We start from the raw sequence: 18,954 nt of genomic DNA, 5'->3' as shown, positions 1-18,954 counted from the left end.
AAACATTAAATCATTACAATTTTTCGTCAGGCGATGGCGTCGACGTCGTAGATGGGCGGCAACTGGGCGAAGGTGTCGCGCACCGCCTCCAGCGTCTCGCGCAGGGCCGCGTGCGACAGGCGCCCGCCGAGGCAGATGCGGATGCCGCCCGCCGGCCGCTCCTCGCTGGCGACGAAGGGGTCGGAGGGCGTCACGGCGATGCCGCGGCGCGCCAGCTGGCGCACCAGCCCATCCTCGCTCCAGTGCGGCGGCACGGCGAGCCAGGCGCTGAGCGAGAGCGGATGGCTGCCGGCCACATAGGGGCCGAGCACATCGGCGACGATCGCCTGGCGCGCCTGCGCTTCGGCCCGCTGCAGGGCGACGAGCTCGTCCGCCGTGCCGTCCTCCACCCAGCGCGTGGCGATCTCCGCGGCGAGGTTGGTGGCGCTCCAGCTCGTCACGCGCAGGATGCTGGCGACGCGGATGGCATATTGCGGCGGCACCACGAGATAGCCGACGCGCAGGCCCGTCAGCACCGACTTGGTGAAGCTCGTGACGAAGAAGGCGAGGTCCGGCAGAAGCTCGGCATAGGCCGGCAACGGCTCGGCGACCAGCGGCTTGTAGACCTCGTCCTCGATGACGAAGACGCCATGCCGGCGCGCCACCTCGGCGATCTGCCGGCGCCGCTCGGCCCCGGCCACGTGGCTCGTCGGATTGCCGAGGGTGGGCACCATGACGAGCGCGGCGACGTCCCCGCTGCGGCAGGCGACCTCGAAGGCCTCCACCAGCACGCCTTCCCCGTCGGTCGGCAGGCCGCGCAAGGTGAAGCCGAGCACGTTGGCAAGGCCGATGATGCCGTGGTCGGTCAGGCTCTCCGTCAGCACCACGTCGCCGCGCCGCACCACGGCGGCGACGGCCAGGAAGAGGCCGTGCGCCGCGCCGTTGGTGATGAGGATGCGGTTGCGGTCGGTGCTGACGCCAAGCCGCGCCACCCATTGCTGGCCGGCGGCGCGGTGCGCATCAAGCCCGGCGATCGGTCGGCACGGGCGCATGAAGGCGCTGTTGTCCGCCTCGGCGAGCGCGGTCATCATGGCCCGCGAGGCGCGCTCGTGCGCCTCCGTATAGACGGCGCGGATGATGGACAGGTCCGCCTTGTCGCCCGGGCTGCGGTCGAGCATGAAGCGGTCGGCCTGCTCGGTGATGCGGCTGCGCACGAAGGTGCCGCGCCCCACCTCGCCGCTCAGGTAGCCGAGCCGCTCCGCCTCCTTGTAGCTGATGCTGACCGTCTGCACGGAGACGCCGATGCGGCGGGCGAGCTCCCGGTGCGTCGGCATGCGCGCCCGCGGCGGCAGGAGGCCCCCCTCGATATCGGCGATGATCGCCTCGGTGAGCAGCTTGTGCTTGGTCGCGCCGGGCCGGCGCGGCAGCAGCGGATGCCATCCCCCGGCTGATCCGGATGCCGCCTCTCCATGGCCCGCCTCGCCGCCGGCGTCAATTTCGATGTGTCGCACCATGGATTGACCCGCTACAATGCCGCTTCGACATCATTACAATATCCGGCTGCGGGACGCGATGGCAAAACTCGACAGGATCGACCTCAACATCCTTTCCGTGCTGCAGCGCGACGGGCGCATCACGAAGCTGAGGCTCGCCGAGGCGGTCAACCTGTCGCCGACCGCCTGCTGGGAGCGGCTGAAGCGGCTCGAGGAGATCGGCCTCATCCGCGGCTACGAGGCGCGGCTCGACCTGGAGCGCATCGGCCGCTTCACGACCGTGCTCGTCGAGGTGACGCTGCGCAGCCACGCTCAGGCCGACTTCCGCCGCTTCGAGGATGCGATCGCGCGCGAGCCGCAGATCGTCGCCTGCGACGCCACTGGCGGCGGCGTCGACTACATCATGCGGGTCATGACGCGCGATATCGACAGCTACCAGCGCCTCATCGACCGGCTGCTGACGGCCGAAATCGGCATCGAGCGCTATTTCACCTATGTGGTGACCAAGACGATCAAGGCCGCCCCGCCGAGCGTCGCGGAGATCGCGGCGGCCACGTAAGGCGCGATCAGCCCTGGCCGGGCGTGCCTGCGAAAGCCGCCGGGTTCTTCACCTCGATCTCGATGAAGGACAGCGGATGGTCGGAGCCGTTCATCACGTCGTGCTCGACGCCTGCCTGGCGCATGTAGGACTGGCCGGCGACGAGATGGTTGTCGTGGACCTGCTTGCCGTCGTGGATGAGCAGGATGCCGTCCGTCAGCAGCACGACGAAATAGGGCCAGCCGTGGCTGTGCCAGCCGGTCACCGCGCCCGGCGCGAAATCCCAGCGCGTGATGCGGATGTTGGCGTCGTCGACCTGCACGGTGGGAACGGCGGGGACGGTGCATTTGAAAGCCATCGGATCACCTCACGGGTTTCAGGACAGGCGCGGACGGGGCAGCACCGCTGCCGCCGCGGCGACGAGGAGGGCAAGGCCGAGCCAGTCGGTGACGGCCGGCCGCTCGCCGATGAGGAGCATGGAGCCGAGGACGCCGACGACGGGAACGAGCAAAGTGCCGAGGCTCATCGTGCCGGCCGGCACGCGCGCCAGCGCCGCAAACCAGACGAGATAGGCGAGCGCCTGCGCAAGGAGCACGTGATAGGCGAGCGCCGCGAGCACCTTCGGCCCCGGCAGGACGAGCGCCGGCAACCCCTCGAAGGCGAGCATGCCGGCCGCCGCCGCGGCGGCGCCGATGAGGAGCTGCCAGCCGGCGATGACGAGGGCGGAGGCGGGAACGGGATGGCGCTTGCCGATGACGGTGCCGAGCGCCCAGGCCATGCCGGCGCCGAGCGCCAGCAGAAGCCCATAGGACCAGGCGCCGGCCAGGACGAGCGGCACGCCGAGCGCCGCAAGGCCGAGGATGCCGAGCAGAAGGCCCGCGCGTTTGCGCCTGTCGAGGCGTTCGCCGAGGAGCAGCCGGGCGAAGAGCGCGGCCCACAGCGGCATGGTGAAGGTGAGGATCGCCGCGCGCGAGGTCGGCGCCGCGAGCTGCGCGAAGGCGAGCAGGATGTTGAAGGCGGCGATGGAGAGAAGGCCGGTCAGGACGAGCACCGGCACCGCCCGCGCCGGCACGGCGAGCGGCAGGCCGCGCATCCAGGCGACGCCCATCAGCACCGCCCCGCCGAGCGCGAGGCCGATGGAGCGCAGCGTCCACGGCGCGATCTCGTCGAGCGCGATGCGTACCGCCGGCCAGTTGAAGCCCCACAGCAGCGCAAGCAGCAGAACCGCCCCGATATGCCGCCCTTCGAGCGCGACCGGGGCGGATGCGCCGGACGCGGCGCCTGCGGTGCTCATGGGGCCAGTCCGCCGAGCACCTCGTCGGTGGCGGCGAGGAAAAGGTCGGCGTCCGCCTCGGAGAACACGAGCGGCGGGCGGATCTTGAGGATGTTGCCGGCGGGGCCGGCGGCGCTGATGAGGATGCGCCGCTCCCTCAGGCCGTTGACGAGACGCGCGGCGATATCGCCCGCCGGCGCGCGGCTGGCGCGATCGCGCACCAGCTCGACGCCGACGAACAGTCCCGCGCCGCGCACGTCGCCGATCACCTCGTGGCGCTGGGCGAGGTTGTCGAGCCCAGCCTTGAGATAGGCGCCGACGCGCCGCGCATTGTCGAGGAGGCCCTCCTTCTCGATGACGTCGAGCACCGCCATGCCCGCCGCGCAGGAGACGGGATTGCCGCCGAAGGTGTTGAAGTAGCGCACCGTGCGACCGAAGCTCTCCACCACCTCCGGCTGTACGACGAGCCCGGCGATCGGGTGGCCATTGCCCATGGGCTTGCCGAGGCTGACCATGTCCGGCGTGATGCCGTGGCGGGCAAAGCCCCACATGTGCGCGCCCGTGCGGCCGAAGCCCGGCTGCACCTCGTCGGCGATGAAGACGCCGCCGGCCCGGCGGATCGCCTCCACGGCCGGCGCGAGGAAGCCGGCGGGATCGGGAAAGATGCCGTCGCTCGAGAAGATGGTGTCGACGATGAGGCCGGCGGGGCGGATACCCGCCCGCTTCATGTCGGCGATCGCCGCCTCGACGTCCTGGGCGAAGCGGGCACCGGCGTCGCCCTCCGTGCGATAGCTGTCGGGTGCCGGCACGGTGCGCACCGCCTCGCCGAGCGGCGCGCCTTTGCCCAGTGAGGGAGACATGCCGGCGAGCGTGCCGGTGACGCCGTGATAGGCGAAGCGGGTGACGATGAACCCCGTGCCGCCGGTGTGGGCGCGGGCGATGCGCAGGGCAAGGTCGTTGGCTTCGCTGCCCGTGCAGGTGAACATCACATGCGCGAGCGCGGGCGGAAACAAGGCGAGGAGGCGCTCGGCATAGTCGAGCACGAGGTCGTTGAGATAGCGCGTGTGCGTGTTGAGCACCGCCGCCTGACGGGCGATCGCCTCCACCACGTGCGGGTGGCTGTGCCCGACGCAGGCGACGTTGTTGTAGACGTCGAGATAGGCGTTGCCGTCCGGGTCGTAGAGCCGCGCCCCCTCCCCGCGCACCACATGCACGGGGTTCTCGTAGAACAATCGATAGGCGGGCCCCAGCAGCCGCTGGCGGCGGGCGATCATCTGCCGCTCGCGTTCCGGCACCGCTCCGGCGCCGGCGGGGTCATAGGCATTGATCATGGTCATGGGCTGTCTCCCCTCGCAGCGGCGGCCAGGAAGGCCCGGGCCTCGTCGCGCGTGAGCGCGGCAAGGCGCTCAAGGCCGGTCCAGGCGGCGGCGTTGTTGCGCAGGATATAGGCGGCGTTGTCCGGATAGCGCGCCGCACGCCAGCCGCCGATGGCGACGATGAGCACGAGCCGCGTGGCGATGAGATCGAACAGCACCGCGAGCTCTTCCGGCCCAAGCGCCATGCCTTGCGCAAAGCCGGCCACCACGTCGGCCGCACCGGCGAGCGGATGGCCCTCGTCGAGCAGCTGGTAGGCGGCGGCGACGGCGAGTTCCTGCACCAGCGGCGCCCGCACCATGTCGCCGAAATCGATGAGGCCCGTCACGACCTCGGGCGCGTCCCGCGCCACGAGGAGGTTGTGCGGATTGGCATCGTTGTGGATCACCTGCCGGCGCAGGCCCGGCAATGCCGGCAGGGCGTGCTCCTCGAAGGCGTCGAGGAAGCGCCGAGGCAGGCCATGGTCGCGCCCCGGCGGCAGGTGGGGGAAGAGCTCGCGCACCTTCGCCGCCTGCTGCAGGTCCCACAGCAGGGCGTGGTCGGCCGCCGGATGCGTAAAGTCGCCGAGCGCCCGGTCGAGCCGGGCAAGAAGCGCGCCGATCGCCCGCCGCTGGGCGGGGCTGCGCGGCGCCTCGGGCAGCGGCAGGCCGTCGAGATAGGAGAGGATGCGCAGGACGCGCGCGCCGGACGGCCCGGGGATGTCCACCATGAGGGCGCCGTCGCGGGCCGGCACCGGTTGCGGCAGGGGCAGGTGCGGATCGCGGGAGCGCGCATGCTGCAGCGCGCGGGTCTGGAAATCGATGACCGCCCGCTCCTCGGCCGGGTTGCCGAGCTTGAGCACCAAGCGCCGGCCGTCCGCGTCGGTGACCAGGAAATTGCTGTCGCGCTCGCCGGTGAGCGGCCGTGCCGTGACGGCGAGGCCGAAATGCACGCGCGCCAGCCGCTCTGCCTCGGCTGCGTCGAGCGGCGGCACGCCGGTGGCCAGGAGATCGCCGGCCGGCGGCCGGGTGCGAGGGCTCGTCATCATCCTCTTTCCGTGCGGCGGCCGCTTCAGCGGTCGGCCCGGGCCACGGCGGCATGCAGCAGCACGTTGACGCCGGGGGCCAGTTCCTCGCGGCTCGCGAATTCGTTGTTGTTGTGGGTGATGCCACCGCGGCAGGGCGTGAAGATCATCGCCGTCGGGCAGACCCGCGCAAGAAAATAAGCGTCGTGCCCGGCCTGGCTCGGCAGGTCGCGATGGTTGTAGCCAAGGCTGCGCGCCGTCTCGCGCACGCCGGCGACCATGTCGGCATCGAAGATGCGGCCGCCCCATTGCCAGCGATCGAGGATCTCGGCGGTACAGCCGGCCCGCGCCGCCGCCTCGCCGACCCCGCGCGTGACGCGCTCGGCCATTACCGCGGCAGTCGCCGGATCGTCGTGGCGCACGTCGCAGACGCATTCCGCCCAGTCCGACAGGATGCCGGCCTTGTTGGGCCAGGCGGCGAGGCGCGCGGCCGTCGCCTTGCCGCCGGTCGCGGCATGGTCCCAGCCGATGTCGTCGACGGCGACGAGCAGGCGCGCGGCGGCGACGAGGGCATTGCGCCGCTTCTCCATGGGCCACGGCCCGGTATGGGCCGTCTCGCCGCGGAAGGCGACGAGGAAGCCGTGCGAGGCATAGGCGTGGGTGACGACGCCGACCTCGATCCTTTCGGCGTCGAGGATCGGCCCCTGCTCGATGTGCAGCTCGAAATAGGCGTCGAGCGGACGCCCGCCGACCGGCGCCTCGCCGAGATAGCCGATGCGCTTCAGCTCCTCGCCGAACGTCGGGCCGTCGTCGCCCGGCCGGCCATGCACGAAATCGAGGCTGTAGGCGCCGGCAAAGCAGCCCGAGGCCGTCATCGGCGGTGAGAAGCGCCCGCCCTCCTCGTTGGTCCAGTCGACGATCTCGATGGGCCGACGCGTGATGTGGCCGATGTCGTTGAGCCGGCGCACGACCTCGAGCGCGCCGAGCACGCCGACGATGCCGTCGAAGCGGCCGCCGTTGGCCTGGGTGTCGAGGTGGCTGCCCATCACGACCGGCGGCAGGTCGTTCTCGCGCCCCGCGCGGCGGGCGAAGATGTTGCCGACCTTGTCGACCGTCGCGGCAAGGCCGGCCTCCCGGCACCAGCCGACGAAGACGTCGCGCATCTCCTTGTCGGCATCGCTCAGCGCCAGGCGCGACAGGCCGCCCTCGCGGCCGAGGCCGATCTCGGCCGAACGCTCGATGGTCGACCAGAAGCGCTCGGCATCGATGCGCGTGTCGCGCGGGAGGGACGAGGGGGTGCTGGCCATGGCGGAGCTCGCAAATCAGTCGTCGGAAGGGGAAGCAAGCACGTCGGTGCCGAGGATGACGTCCCCGCCGCAGGCGATGTCCTGCTGGATGGCGGCGCGCGCCCCGGCGGGGTCGGCCCGGCGCACGGCGTCGAGCACGGCATGATGGTGGTCGATCATGGTGCGTCCGCCGCGCTCGTAGGCGGCCGAGATGACCGGCCCCATCTTCAGCCACAGCCGGTGCAGGATGGCGCGCAGCTGGCCGAGGCCGGCGATCTCGGCAAGGGCGAAGTGGAACACCTGGTTGAGCGCGACCGCCTCGTCGAGGCGCCCCTCGGCGAAGGCGCGCTCGTTGTCGGTGAGGATGGCGGCGAGGCGCCCGATGTCGTCGAGCGTCGCCTTGCGCGCCGCATCCTCCGCCGCGAGGCCCTCGAGCTCGAGGCGGATGCGGCGGATCTCCAGATATTCGTCGCGCCCCAGCACGGGCACGCGGATGTCGCGCGGGCTGCGCTGGACGAGCGCCCCGTCCTGCACGAGACGCAGGATGGCGTCGCGCACGGGGGTGACGCTCGTGCCCATCTCCTCGGCGATGTCGCGGATCTTCAACCGGTCCCCGGGACGCAGCTCGCCCCGGACCAGCGCCTCGGCGATGCGCTGGTACACCGCCTCGCCAAGGCGCACGTGCTCGATCGCGTCGAAGGCCCGGGGCCTGACGCGCGCGCCGGCGCTATGGCGGACACGGACGGCCACGGGTCCTATCCCGCAAGCCCGGTCAGGAAGCGCTCGAGGCAATCGCCGATGACGGAGACCTGGTAGCCGCCCTCCTGCACGACGACGGTCGGCAGGCCGGCGGCGCCGATCAGCCGGCCGACGCCGGCAAAGCCGTCCGTCGTGACGGACAGGACGCTGAGCGGATCCTCCCGGTGGCTGTCGTAGCCGAGGGCGACGACGAGCGCCTCGGCGCCGAAGGCGGCGACCGCCTCGAGCCCGCGCGCCACCGCGGCGTGGAACGGCTCGTCGCCGCTGCCGGCGGAGAGCGGCAGGTTGAGGTTGAAGCCTTCGCCCTCGCCCGAGCCCCGCTCGTCCGCATAGCCGATGTAGAAGGGATAGTAGATCTGCGGGTCGGCATGGACGGAGACCGTCAGCACGTCGGCCCGGCGATAGAAGATCTCCTGCGTGCCGTCGCCGTGGTGGGCATCGACATCGAGCACCGCCACCTTGGCGAAACGCGAACGCAGCCGCTGCGCGGCGATGGCCGAGTTGTTGAGATAGCAGAAGCCCGAGGCCCGATCCGTGCGGCAATGGTGGCCCGAGGGGCGGCACAGCGCATAAGCGAGGCGCTCGCCTGCGAGGACGGCATCGGCCGCGGCCGTCGCGGTATGGGTCGATGAGAGGGCCGAGCGCCACGTCTGCGGACCGAGCGGCACGGCGAGGTCACCGAGGTAGTAGCCGGCCTCGGCCACGACGTGGCTGGAGCGGCACGGCGGCCGGCCGTCACGGTCGGGGCTGCCGTTCCAGTAAGGCGAGACGTTGGGCAGCACCTCCGGCCCGGCGTTCGGCAGCTTGACCCAGCGCTCGTAGGCGGTGGCGAGGAAGTCGAGATAGTGCGGCTTGTGAATGGCGAGCGCCGGCGCGGTGCCGTAGTCCTCCGGCACCTGCGGCGCGATGCCGACCCGGGTCAGCGCCGCCATGAGCGCTTCCGTGCGGCTCGGCAGGTCGGTCGGATCGGCGATGCGGCCGACGCGCATGAACTGCTTGGGATCGTGGAGGTGCTGGTCCGGGTGGAAGAATGCGCGCATGGCGCTCGGCTCCTTGGCTGCGCGGGGCGCCCGCCCTCGTCAGGCGACGGCGGCGCGAGGGTTCCAGTGGCGGCCCGGGATGGCCGCGATGAGCTTCTGCGTATAGGCGTGGCGCGGCGCATTGAAGACCTCGGCCGGGGGGCCGGCTTCGACGATGGCGCCGCGATACATCACCGCGATCTTGTCGCAGACCTCGGCCGCCACCCTGAGATCGTGCGTGATGAAGATGACGGCGATGTCGAGCTTCTTCTGCAGGTCCTGCATCAGGTCGAGCACCTGCGCCTGCACCGAGACGTCGAGCGCCGACACGCTCTCGTCCGCCACCAGCAGCTCGGGATCGAGCGCGAGCGCACGGGCGATGCCGACGCGCTGGCGCTGGCCGCCCGAGAACTCGTGCGGGTAGCGGTCATAGGCCGAAGGGTCGAGCCCGACGAGGGCGAGCAGGTCGCGCGCCTTCTTCTGCGCCTCGTCCATCGGCACGCCGTTGGCGACCGGCCCGTCCGTGAGGATGCGGCCGATGGTGTGGCGCGGATTGAGCGAGGCGAAGGGATCCTGGAACACCATCTGCAGGTGCCGGCGCATGGGCCGGAAGGCCGCCTGCGAGAGCGGCACGAGGTCCTTGCCGCGGTAGCGGATCTCGCCCCCGTCCACGTCGGTGAGCTTGAGGATGCAGCGCCCGAGCGTCGACTTGCCGGAACCGGATTCGCCGACGACGCCGAGCGTCTCGCCGCGCCGCAGGGTGAAGCTGACATCGTCCACCGCCTTGACGATGCGCGGGCGCGTGAAGAGGCCCCCGCCGCTGCGGTAGGTCTTCTGAAGGTTGCGCACCTCGAGGAGCGGCTCGCCGGCGGCCTCGGCGCGCGTGGCGCTCTCGTCGGGATGCGGCACGGCCGCGATCAGGCGGCGCGTATAGGGATGCCGCGGCCGGTTGAGCACGTCGTCCGCCGTGCCCTGCTCCACGATGAGCCCCTTCTCCATCACCACCACCTTGTCGGCGATGTCGGCGACGACGCCGAAATCGTGGGTGATGAAGAGCACGCCCATGCCCTTGGCGCGCTGGATGCGGCGGATGAGGTCGAGGATCTGCGCCTGGGTCGTCACGTCGAGCGCCGTCGTCGGCTCGTCGGCGACGAGCATCGCCGGCTCGAGCGCCAGCGCCATGGCGATCATGACGCGCTGGCGCTGCCCGCCGGAGAGGCGGAAGGGATAGGAATGGCGCAGGCTCGCCGGGTCCGGCAGGCCGACGTAGTCCAGCAGTTCGAGCACGCGCTCATCGCGGCTCCTGGCATCGCCCTCGCCGTGCACCAGCATGACCTCGGCGATCTGCTCGCCCACCGTCATCAGCGGATTGAGCGCCGACAGCGGCTCCTGGAAGATCATGGAGACGGTGCGGCCGCGCTCGCGGGCAAGCTCCGCTTCGCTCATGGCGAGGAGATCGCGCCCCTTGAGAAGGATGCGCCCTGCCGAAGGCTTCAGGTAGGACGGCAGCAGCCCCATGATGGCGTTGGCCGTCATCGACTTGCCGGAACCGGATTCACCGACGACGCAGAGGATCTCGCCGGCTTCGAGCGTGTAGGAGAGGTTCTCGACGGCATATTTGCGGTCGAACCCGGCGGGCAGTTCGATCGACAGGTTGTCGACCTTGAGCAGGGGTGTGATCGGCTTCATCGTCTCGTCCTCACCCCTTGCGGCCGCGCAGGTGCGGGTTCATGGCGTCGTTCAGCCCCTCGCCGATCAGGTTGATGGCGAGCACCGTGACGAGGATGGCGACACCGGGAAAGACGCTGAGCCACCAAGCCTCGCGCAGCATGGTGCGCGCCGCACCGATCATGAAGCCCCAGCTCATCATGTTGCGGTCGCCGAGGCCGAGGAAGGACAGGGAGCTCTCCGTCAGGATGGCGGTCGCGACCATCAGCGAGGCGGTGACGATGATGGGCGAGATGGCATTGGGCAGGATCTGCGTCGCCATGATGCGCGGGCCCGTCTGGCCGACGACCACCGCCGCCTGCACGAACTCGCGCGAGCGCAGGCTCAGGAACTCGCCGCGCACCAGCCGCGCCACCGGCGGCCAGGAGACGACGGCGATGGCGAGCGTGATGGAGGTGATGTTGGGGCTGAAGATGGCCACCAGCACCACCGCCATGGCGAAGGCCGGGATGGTCTGGAAGAACTCGGTGAAGCGCATCAGCATGTCGTCCACGCGCCCGCCGTAGAAGCCCGCGAGCGCGCCGAGCGCCACCCCGATGACGACCGCGACCGCCGTCGAGATGATGCCGATGAGGAGCGAGACGCGCGCCCCATAGGCGATGCCGGCGGCGATGTCGCGGCCGAGCAGATCGGTGCCGAGCGGATAGGCGGGATCCTCGAAGGGGCCGAGCAGCGGCTCGCCGACGCCCTGCCACGGGCTGACCGGATAGAGGAGGGGCGCGGCGAACGCGACGAGGACCACGACCACGAGGATCGCGAGGCCGATCAGCGCGCCGATGTTCTGCGCATAGCGGCGAAGGAAGCTCATGGCCGTTACCCTGCAGTTTCGATGCGCGGATCGACGAAGCGATAGAGCAGATCCGCCACGAGGTTCACGAGGACGACGACGGCCGCCGTGACGAGGAAGACGCCGAGCAGGACCGGATAGTCCCGCTGCATCAGCGCGTCGAACATCAGCCGGCCGATGCCTGGCCAGGCGAAGACGGTCTCGGTCAGCACCGCCCCGCCGACGAGCTGGCCGGCCTGGACGCTGGCGAAGGTGAAGACCGGCAGGATGGCGTTGCGCAGCACGTGGCGGCGGATGATGCGCCCCTTGGGCACACCCTTGGCGCGGGCCGTCTTGACGAAGTCGAGGTTCATCACCTCGAGCATGGAGGCGCGGGTGAGGCGCGTGTAGACGGCCGTGAAGAAGAGGCCGAGCGTCACCGTCGGCAGCACGAGATGGTGGGCGATGTCCGCCGCCCGGGCCCAGCCGGTATAGCCGGCGCCGATGCTCTCCATGTCGAAGGGCGGCAGCCAGTCGAGATGGATGGAGAAGACGAGGACGGCCATCAGCGCCACCCAGAAGAGGGGCGTGGCGTAGAAGACCAGCGCGCCCGTCATGATCAGGCTGTCGCCGAGGCTGCCGCGCTTGTAGGCGGCGAGCACGCCGAGCACGATGCCGAGGACGAGCGAGAAGACGAAGGCGCTGCCCGTCAACAGCAGCGTCGCCGGCAGGCGCTCCATGATGAGATCGGCGACCGGTACCTGGTTGCGGTAGGAATAGCCGAGATCGCCGGACAGGATGTTCTGGAGATAACTCAGGAGCTGCACGTAGAGCGGCTGGTCGAGCCCGAACTGGGCCCTGAGCTGGGCGATGAACTGCTCGTCGCCGGCACCCGCCTCGCCCGCCAGCACGGCGGCGGGATCGCCCGGCGCGAGCTGGATGAGCAGGAAGTTGAGGATCACCACCCCGAGGACGACGAAGGCCGCCTTGGCGAGGCGCTGGATGAGGAACTCGAGCGTCTTCACGCTTTACTCCGGAGTTTGGCTTGGCCCCACGCCAGCGGGCGCAGGGGGCCGGGCACGGATGCCCTCGCCCACCCGCCCGGCGCCGCACGGGCGGCGCCGGGCTTGAGGGATCGACCCACGTCAGATCGACCGGCGCGTTACTTGGCGATCCAGACGTCGTCCATCGACTCGTTGACGCCGATGCCGGTGCGCACGAGGTTCTTCACCTTGTCGCGCATGATGGTGACGTTGCGCTGCTCGAACAGCCAGCCGAGCGCCACGTCGTCGGTGATCATCTTCTGCACCTCGGCATAGGCGGCCTTGGCCTCCGCCTCGTCCACCGCGCTCGCGGCCTTGAGGAACAGCTCGTCCACGGCCGGGTTCTGGTAGCCCTCGTTGTTGGCGAAGGGCGTGCCCTTGATGATGTTGGTCGACAGGTAATGGCGGGCGACGCCGAGCGCCGGGTCACCGTACTGGTAGGTGAAGTTGAAGGTGATGTCGAAGTCCCACTCGGACAGGGCCTGCGACCAGCCGCCGGCATCGACCGCGCGGATGTCCACCTTGAAGCCGAGCTGCTCGAGCTGCTGCTTCACATATTCGGCCATGCGGTCCCACTGCGTGCCGTAGGGGATCGGCATGAGGCGGATGGTGTGCTCCTGCGGCTTCACGCCGGACTGGGCGATGAGCTCCTTCGCCTTGGCGAGGTCGAAGGGATAGGTCGACACGTCGTCGGAGAAGAAGCGCGTCGTCGAGGCGAAGGGGCTGACCGCAGGCTTGCCGAGGCCGAACCAGACGTTGCGGACGACGAAGTCGCGGTCGACGGCGTGCATGATGGCCTTGCGCACGAGCTTGTTGTCGAACGGGGCCTTGCGCATGTTCCACTGCATGAAGACGAGCGGGGAATACATCTCCCAGCCGTCCGTCGTCGTCGTGACGCCGTCGAGCTTCGACAAGCGGCGCACCTCGAAGCCTTCCACGTCGCCGCCGCGCAGCACGTCGACGGCGCCCTTCTCGAAGGCCACCGCGCGCGAGGCCGCGTCCGGCACGATGCGGAAGTAGAGCTCGTCGAGGTGGGGCATGCCCGGCTTCCAGTAGTCCTCGTTCTTCACGAGGTGGATGTAGGAGCCGCGCTTCCACTCCTTGAACTTGAAGGGACCGGTGCCGATGGGCGTCTGGTTGGCCGGGTTGGTGCGATAGTCCGTGCCGTCATAGACGTGCTTCGGCACCACCGGGAAGGAGCTGAGCTCGAAGGCGTAGAGGAAGGCCGAGAACGGCCGCTTGAGCTTGAACACCACCGTGTCGGCCGACGGCGACGTGATGCTCTCGATGTAGGTATTGGCGATGTAGCGCCAGCGCGGATGCGCCTCGCGCAGGAACTTGTCGGCGGTGAAGACGACGTCCTCGGCCGAGAACGGCTTGCCGTCGTGCCACTTCACCCCCTCCTGGATGGTGAAGGTGTAGGTGAGCCCGTCCTCCGACACCTCCCAGGCCTTGGCGAGCGACGGCAGGACCTTGAGGTCCTTCCCGTAGCTCAGGAGGCCCTGGTAGATCTGGCCGCCGACGTAGAGCGTCGGCCCCTGGGTGTTGAGCCCGACCATGAGCATCGGCGGCTCGGGCTGGGCGATCATGTTGAGCGTGCCGCCCGGCGTCGGCTTCTCCTGCGCACCCGCCGCCGCGGCGAGCGTGAGACCGGCAAGGCCGACGAGCCCCGCGATCAACCGGCTAGACTTCTTCATCCACTCCCCCTTGCTGCTTGCCCTGCCTCACGGCCATGGCCTTGCCAGGGCATCGCAAGGCCTGTGCCAATCCGGTGCGAGACGAAGAAGGGAATGAAGGCGCGGCAAGGCGGATGCGCCACCTTGCACGCCCGGCCCTCGGGACCGGTTTCCCCGCTTGTGATCGTCTCCTCCTGACGGGCGGCGGTGGCCTTGTGGCCATTCTCGCCGGCGCTCCCGTCAGCGTTGCGCCGCCCCTGCCCAGTGATGGGGCAAGCGCCCAATTAAGATGCATCATACAGCATCTGCGTCAATTATATTCGACACCAGAGGACGGCCTGTCCCCGGTTCAGACAACCGCTTCAATGAGGAAGGGGCCGCGCTGGCGCAGCGCACCGTCGAAGAGGCGGACAAAATCCTCGACGGTTTCGGCGCGCCCGGCCTCCACGCCCATGCCGCGCGCCATCGACACCCAGTCGAGCGCCGGATCGTCGAGCGTCAGCATGCGCTCGGCGTTGCGGCCGAAGTGGTTGACGCCGACGTTGCGCATCTCGCCCTCGAGGATAGCGTAGCTGCGGTTGGCGAAGACGACGGTGACGATGTCGAGCCGCTCGCGCGCCTGGGTCCACAACCCCTGCACCGTGAACATGCCGCTGCCGTCGGCCTGCAGCGCCACCACCTTGCGGTCCGGGCACGCCACCGCGGCGCCAGCCGCGAGCGGAATGCCGATGCCGATCGACCCGCCCGTGATGCGCAGGTAGTCGTGCGGGGCGGAATCCTGCGAAAGCCCGAAGAAGCGGGCGCCCGCCGTGATGCTCTCGTCGCAGACGATGGCGCCCTCCGGCAGCATGCGCGCCACGGCAAGCGCCACCGCATCGTCCGTGAGCGTGCCACCCGGCAGCGCCGTCTCGTCGGTGAAGCCCCGGCTCACCCGCACGGCTGCCTCGGCCGCGACGCCGATCTCGTCGGCGAGCCAGGCGAGCGCCTCGGCAAGGTCGTCGCCCGGACGCGCGAGGTCCACGATCTCGCAATCCTTGCGCACGAGAAGGCCCGGCTTGCCGGGATAGGCGAAGAAGGCGACCGGGACCTTCGCGCCGACGACGATCATGGCGTCGATGTCGGCCAGCGCGGCGAGCGCCGCGTCGACCGGATAGGGCACGTTGTCGATGGCGACGCGGCCCGCCCCGCGCTCCACGCGGCTGTTGGAGGTCTGCATCAGGAGGCGCGCGCCCGTCGCGGCGGCGATCCTGTCGGCCGTGGCGAGCGCATCGGCGCGCAATGCGCGGCCGGTCAGGAGCAGCGCGACCCGCCGGCCCGAGCGCAGCGTCTCCGCCGCCTGACGCACGGCCTCCGGCGCGACGGAGCGGAAGGGTGGCAGCGACACCCGGCGCGGCGGAGCCCCGGCCGGCAGCTCGCCCCAGGCGGCATCAGCCGGCAGCACGAGCGTCGCGACGCCCGGCAGGCGCATGGCTGCCTCGTAGGCCTCCAGCGTCTTCGCCTCCACCTCCTCGGCACGGCCGATTCGGCCGTACCACTGCGACATGGGACGGGCGAGGCTGTCGATGTCGCTCGCCAGCGGCGCGTCGTGCTTGAGGAAATAGGTGGCGTGGTCGCCCACGACGTTGATCATCGGCGTGCGGGCGCGCCGGGCGTTGTGCAGGTTGGCGAGGCCGTTGGCGAGCCCCGGCCCGAGGTGAAGGAGCGTGGCCGCCGGCTTGTCCGCCATGCGCGCATAGCCGTCGGCCGCGCCGGTCACCACGCCCTCGAACAGGCCGAGGACGCAGCGCATCTGCGGGCGGCGGTCGAGCGCCGCCACAAAGTGCATCTCGGACGTGCCCGGGTTGGCGAAACACACGTCGATGTCATTGGCGAGCAGCGTCTCGCACAGCCGGTCGGCGCCGTTCATGTCATCCTCTTGAAAAGGGGTTGTCCCACGCTCAGGCGCCGACGGCCTCGGCCAGCGCCTCCTCGAGGATATCGAGTCCCTCGCTCACCTGCTCCTGCGGAATGGTCAGGGGCGCCAGAAGGCGGATGATATTGCCATCCGGCCCGCAGGTGAGGAGGATGAGGCCCTTTTCCTGCGCCTTCGCCACGAGCCGGCCGGCAAGCGCCGTATCGGGCTCGCGCGTCGTGCGATCCTTGACCAGCTCGAAGGCCACCATGGCGCCGAGGCCGCGCACGTCGCCGATGGCGTTGAAGCTGTTGCGCCGGGCCATCGCGGTGAGGCGCTCGCGCATCATGGCGCCGATCCTCTCGGCGCGCTCGCACAGCTTCTCGTCCTCGATCACGTCGAGCACCGCATGGGCGGCGGCGATGCCGATGGGGCTGCCGCCATAGGTGCCGCCGAGCCCGCCGGGGTGGGCGGCGTCCATGACCTCGGCCCGGCCGGTGACCGCCGCGAGCGGGAAGCCGCCGCCGAGCCCCTTGGCCATGGTGACGAGGTCCGGCACCACGCCCGCATGGTCGACCGCGAACATGCGCCCGGTGCGGGCGATGCCGGTCTGGATCTCGTCGGCGACGAGCAGGATGCCGTACTCGTCGCAGAGCGCGCGCAGCGCCGCGAGGAAATCGGCCGGCGCCGGATAGAAGCCGCCCTCCCCCTGCACGGGCTCGACGACGATGGCGGCGACCCGGGCCGGATCGACGTCGCTCTGGAAGAGCTGGTTGAGCCCCCTGAGCGCCTCGGCCGTGCCGACGCCGTGATAGGTCTTCGGGTACGGCACGTGATAGACATCGGCCGGGAAGGGCCCGAAGCCCTTCTTGTAGGGCGCGACCTTGCCGGTGAGCGCCATGCCGAGCAGCGTGCGGCCGTGGAAGGCGCCGCCGAAGGCGATTACCGCCGGGCGCCCGGTATGGGCGCGGGCGATCTTGACGGCATTCTCCACCGCCTCGGCGCCGGTGGTGACGAACATCGTCTTCTTCGGGTGGTCGCCCGGCGTGAGGGCGTTGAGGCGCTCGGCGAGGCTGATGTAGCTCTCGTAGGGCGCGACGTGGAAGCAGGTATGCGTGAAGCTCTCCGCCTGCTCCTTCACCGCGGCGATGATGCGCGGATGGCGGTGGCCGGTGTTGAGCACGGCGATACCGGCGGCAAAGTCGATGTAGCGCTTGCCTTCGACATCCCAGAGCTCGGCGTTCTCGGCCCGCGCGGCGAAGATCTGCTTGGTGGCGATGCCCTGCGGCACGGCCTCTTTCTGGCGCTTGCTCAATGTCTGCGTCGTCATGGTCTGCGTGGTCATGGCCCCTCGTCCCTGCCGCGACTGCCGATTGTCGTCATGCTCAAAATATTGAGCACGATGCGGAAGGCAAGCCCTCTCAATGGGCAGGAGCCGGGCCGACCACAGAACCTTTGAACGCGCGAAACGGGACGTCCGGCGTCGCAAGTTCACTGCCCAACCTGTACAACGATCCCGTTTGCCGGCGTTTGCACTCATTTTCCCCTCGGCAAGATACGTCGCCGCCGGCCGGACTGATCCCCGCTTGCGGCGGGCCAGCAACCATCCTACCACTGTCGTGCATAGAATTTTGAGCGTCCGGCGGCGCTCGGCCGCCGCGTAAATCAAGAGGGCGAAGCCATGAAGGACCATCTCCAGTTCTACATCGACGGTGCTTGGGTGCCGGCCTCGGGCGGGCGCATGCTCGAGGTCGTCAATCCGGCGACGGAAGAAGCCTATGCCCGCATCGCGCTCGGCGAGACGGCCGACGTGGACAAGGCCGTGGCCGCGGCCAAGCGCGCCTTCGGCCGCTTCGCCCGCGCGAGCCGCAAGGAGCGCGTCGAGCTGCTCGAATCGGTGATCGCCGTCTACAAGAAGCGCTACGACGACATCGCCGAGGCCATCAGCGACGAGATGGGCGCACCGATGAGCTTTGCCCGGCAGACGCAGGCCGCCGCCGGCCTCGGCCATCTCTCGGAGGTGCTGCGTGTCCTGCGCGACTACGAATTCGACGAGGTGGTCAACGAGACCGTGGTGACGCGCGAGCCGGTGGGCGTGTGCGGCTTCATCACGCCGTGGAACTGGCCGCTCAACCAGATCGCCTGCAAGGTCGGGCCGGCGCTCGCCGCCGGCTGCACCATGGTGATCAAGCCGAGCGAGGTTGCCCCGATCTCCGGCATCGTCTTCAGCGAGGTGATGCACGAGGCCGGCGTGCCGGCCGGCATCTACAACATGGTCAACGGCGACGGGCCGACGGTGGGCCAGGCGCTCGCCACCCATCCGGACATCGACATGGTCTCCTTCACCGGCTCGACCCGGGCCGGCATCGCCGTGGCGCGGGCGGCCGCCGACACCGTCAAGCGCGTGGCGCAGGAGCTCGGCGGCAAGTCGCCCAACGTCATCCTGCCCGATGCGGACATCGTGCGCGCCGTCACCCATGGCACGCGCCAGTGCTTCTCCAACAGCGGCCAGTCGTGCAACGCCCCGACGCGCATGCTGGTGCCCGCCGACCGGCAGGAGGAGGCGATCGCCGTCGCGCGCGAGGTGGCCGCGGCGACGGTGGTGGGCGATCCCCGCGCTGAGGGCACGACCATCGGCCCCGTGGTCAGCAAGGTGCAGTTCGACAAGATCCAGCGCCTCATCGAACAGGGCATCGCCGAGGGCGCGCGGCTCGTCGCCGGCGGCCCCGGCCGGCCGGAGCATCTCAACCGCGGCTACTATATCCGCCCGACCGTCTTCGCCGACGTGCGCAACGACATGACCATCGCGCGCGAGGAGATCTTCGGGCCGGTGCTCTCCATTCTCCCCTACCGGGACGAGGAGGAGGCGATCGCCATCGCCAACGACACGGTCTACGGCCTGTCGAGCTACGTCACCTCCGGCGACCTCGACCACGCCCGCGCCGTGGCGCGGCGCATCCGCGCCGGCATGGTGCACATCAACGGCTCGCCCGGCGACCTCGCCGCCCCCTTCGGCGGCTACAAGCAATCCGGCAACGGCCGCGAATGGGGCCGCTACGGCCTCGAGGACTTCCTCGAGGTCAAGTCGATGTTCGGGTACAGTCCGAAGGGCACGTGACGAAAGAG

Annotated in this window: 16 protein-coding genes; 2 read left to right on the top strand and 14 right to left on the bottom strand. The window is 70.0% G+C overall.

Translation table 11 applies throughout. The annotated features are described in order from the left end of the window. Positions 1-26: 26 nt before the first annotated feature. Positions 27-1,493, bottom strand: a complete 1,467-nt coding sequence (gene ehuR, locus GGR16_RS19295; protein WP_246373195.1) for a MocR-like ectoine utilization transcription factor EhuR — start codon at positions 1,491-1,493, stop codon at positions 27-29. A gap of 58 nt (positions 1,494-1,551) precedes the next feature. Between ehuR and GGR16_RS19290 the strand changes: the two genes are divergently transcribed. Next, complete coding sequence (locus tag GGR16_RS19290) at positions 1,552-2,031, top strand: Lrp/AsnC family transcriptional regulator (protein WP_040404882.1); 480 nt, start codon at positions 1,552-1,554, stop codon at positions 2,029-2,031. Between the two features lie 7 nt (positions 2,032-2,038). On the opposite strand, the gene GGR16_RS19285 is transcribed toward GGR16_RS19290, so the two are convergent. The 13 genes from GGR16_RS19285 to gabT form a co-directional block, all read right to left on the bottom strand. Beyond that, complete coding sequence (locus tag GGR16_RS19285; protein ID WP_183317665.1) at positions 2,039-2,368, bottom strand: cupin domain-containing protein; 330 nt, start codon at positions 2,366-2,368, stop codon at positions 2,039-2,041. Between the two features lie 18 nt (positions 2,369-2,386). Further along, positions 2,387-3,304, bottom strand: coding sequence for a DMT family transporter (locus GGR16_RS19280; RefSeq protein WP_183317664.1), 918 nt, complete (start codon positions 3,302-3,304; stop codon positions 2,387-2,389). Further along, positions 3,301-4,620: an aspartate aminotransferase family protein gene (locus GGR16_RS19275; RefSeq protein ID WP_183317663.1), complete on the bottom strand. Its 1,320-nt coding sequence runs from the start codon at positions 4,618-4,620 to the stop codon at positions 3,301-3,303. Before GGR16_RS19275 ends, GGR16_RS19280 begins: the two co-directional genes overlap by 4 nt. Next, positions 4,617-5,684, bottom strand: a complete 1,068-nt coding sequence (locus GGR16_RS19270; protein WP_210289635.1) for a phosphotransferase — start codon at positions 5,682-5,684, stop codon at positions 4,617-4,619. The genes GGR16_RS19275 and GGR16_RS19270 overlap by 4 nt, the downstream gene beginning before the upstream one ends. A gap of 23 nt (positions 5,685-5,707) precedes the next feature. Further along, positions 5,708-6,967, bottom strand: a complete 1,260-nt coding sequence (locus tag GGR16_RS19265) for a Zn-dependent hydrolase (RefSeq protein WP_183317662.1) — start codon at positions 6,965-6,967, stop codon at positions 5,708-5,710. Between the two features lie 15 nt (positions 6,968-6,982). After that, a complete protein-coding gene (locus GGR16_RS19260; protein WP_019403053.1) occupies positions 6,983-7,696 on the bottom strand; it encodes a GntR family transcriptional regulator in 714 nt (237 codons plus the stop codon). A gap of 5 nt (positions 7,697-7,701) precedes the next feature. Then, positions 7,702-8,745, bottom strand: a complete 1,044-nt coding sequence (locus GGR16_RS19255) for a histone deacetylase family protein (RefSeq protein WP_183317661.1) — start codon at positions 8,743-8,745, stop codon at positions 7,702-7,704. Between the two features lie 39 nt (positions 8,746-8,784). Next, the gene (locus GGR16_RS19250; protein WP_183317660.1) at positions 8,785-10,413 is read right to left on the bottom strand and encodes an ABC transporter ATP-binding protein; all 1,629 of its coding nucleotides are present in this window, start codon (positions 10,411-10,413) and stop codon (positions 8,785-8,787) included. Between the two features lie 10 nt (positions 10,414-10,423). Continuing rightward, positions 10,424-11,260: an ABC transporter permease gene (locus GGR16_RS19245; RefSeq protein ID WP_183317659.1), complete on the bottom strand. Its 837-nt coding sequence runs from the start codon at positions 11,258-11,260 to the stop codon at positions 10,424-10,426. A gap of 5 nt (positions 11,261-11,265) precedes the next feature. Further along, positions 11,266-12,243 (bottom strand): ABC transporter permease subunit, encoded by a 978-nt coding sequence (locus GGR16_RS19240; protein WP_183317658.1) that lies wholly within the window; start codon positions 12,241-12,243, stop codon positions 11,266-11,268. A 137-nt stretch (positions 12,244-12,380) separates the two neighbouring features. Then, the gene (locus tag GGR16_RS19235; protein WP_183317657.1) at positions 12,381-13,958 is read right to left on the bottom strand and encodes an ABC transporter substrate-binding protein; all 1,578 of its coding nucleotides are present in this window, start codon (positions 13,956-13,958) and stop codon (positions 12,381-12,383) included. A 328-nt stretch (positions 13,959-14,286) separates the two neighbouring features. Further along, entirely contained in the window at positions 14,287-15,843 is a 1,557-nt protein-coding gene (locus GGR16_RS19230; protein ID WP_183317656.1) for an acetolactate synthase large subunit, read from the bottom strand. A 31-nt stretch (positions 15,844-15,874) separates the two neighbouring features. Next, positions 15,875-17,158, bottom strand: a complete 1,284-nt coding sequence (gene gabT / locus GGR16_RS19225) for a 4-aminobutyrate--2-oxoglutarate transaminase (protein ID WP_183317783.1) — start codon at positions 17,156-17,158, stop codon at positions 15,875-15,877. Positions 17,159-17,509: 351 nt separating this feature from the next. Between gabT and GGR16_RS19220 the strand changes: the two genes are divergently transcribed. Continuing rightward, positions 17,510-18,946 (top strand): aldehyde dehydrogenase family protein, encoded by a 1,437-nt coding sequence (locus GGR16_RS19220; protein ID WP_183317655.1) that lies wholly within the window; start codon positions 17,510-17,512, stop codon positions 18,944-18,946. Positions 18,947-18,954: the final 8 nt, after the last annotated feature.

Source organism: Chelatococcus caeni (assembly GCF_014196925.1).
In the GTDB taxonomy this organism is placed as follows: domain Bacteria; phylum Pseudomonadota; class Alphaproteobacteria; order Rhizobiales; family Beijerinckiaceae; genus Chelatococcus_A; species Chelatococcus_A caeni.
The sequence above is the reverse complement of the archived record's forward strand: the minus strand, read 5'-3'. Positions and strand labels throughout refer to the sequence as shown.

Coding starts and splice junctions, on each gene's coding strand:
- ehuR (WP_246373195.1), bottom strand. CDS start 1,493: ATGGTGCGACACATCGAAATTGACGCCGGCGGCGAGGCGGGCCATGGA.
- GGR16_RS19290 (WP_040404882.1), top strand. CDS start 1,552: ATGGCAAAACTCGACAGGATCGACCTCAACATCCTTTCCGTGCTGCAG.
- GGR16_RS19285 (WP_183317665.1), bottom strand. CDS start 2,368: ATGGCTTTCAAATGCACCGTCCCCGCCGTTCCCACCGTGCAGGTCGAC.
- GGR16_RS19280 (WP_183317664.1), bottom strand. CDS start 3,304: ATGAGCACCGCAGGCGCCGCGTCCGGCGCATCCGCCCCGGTCGCGCTC.
- GGR16_RS19275 (WP_183317663.1), bottom strand. CDS start 4,620: ATGACCATGATCAATGCCTATGACCCCGCCGGCGCCGGAGCGGTGCCG.
- GGR16_RS19270 (WP_210289635.1), bottom strand. CDS start 5,684: ATGATGACGAGCCCTCGCACCCGGCCGCCGGCCGGCGATCTCCTGGCC.
- GGR16_RS19265 (WP_183317662.1), bottom strand. CDS start 6,967: ATGGCCAGCACCCCCTCGTCCCTCCCGCGCGACACGCGCATCGATGCC.
- GGR16_RS19255 (WP_183317661.1), bottom strand. CDS start 8,745: ATGCGCGCATTCTTCCACCCGGACCAGCACCTCCACGATCCCAAGCAG.
- GGR16_RS19250 (WP_183317660.1), bottom strand. CDS start 10,413: ATGAAGCCGATCACACCCCTGCTCAAGGTCGACAACCTGTCGATCGAA.
- GGR16_RS19245 (WP_183317659.1), bottom strand. CDS start 11,260: ATGAGCTTCCTTCGCCGCTATGCGCAGAACATCGGCGCGCTGATCGGC.
- GGR16_RS19235 (WP_183317657.1), bottom strand. CDS start 13,958: ATGAAGAAGTCTAGCCGGTTGATCGCGGGGCTCGTCGGCCTTGCCGGT.
- GGR16_RS19230 (WP_183317656.1), bottom strand. CDS start 15,843: ATGAACGGCGCCGACCGGCTGTGCGAGACGCTGCTCGCCAATGACATC.
- gabT (WP_183317783.1), bottom strand. CDS start 17,158: ATGACGACGCAGACATTGAGCAAGCGCCAGAAAGAGGCCGTGCCGCAG.
- GGR16_RS19220 (WP_183317655.1), top strand. CDS start 17,510: ATGAAGGACCATCTCCAGTTCTACATCGACGGTGCTTGGGTGCCGGCC.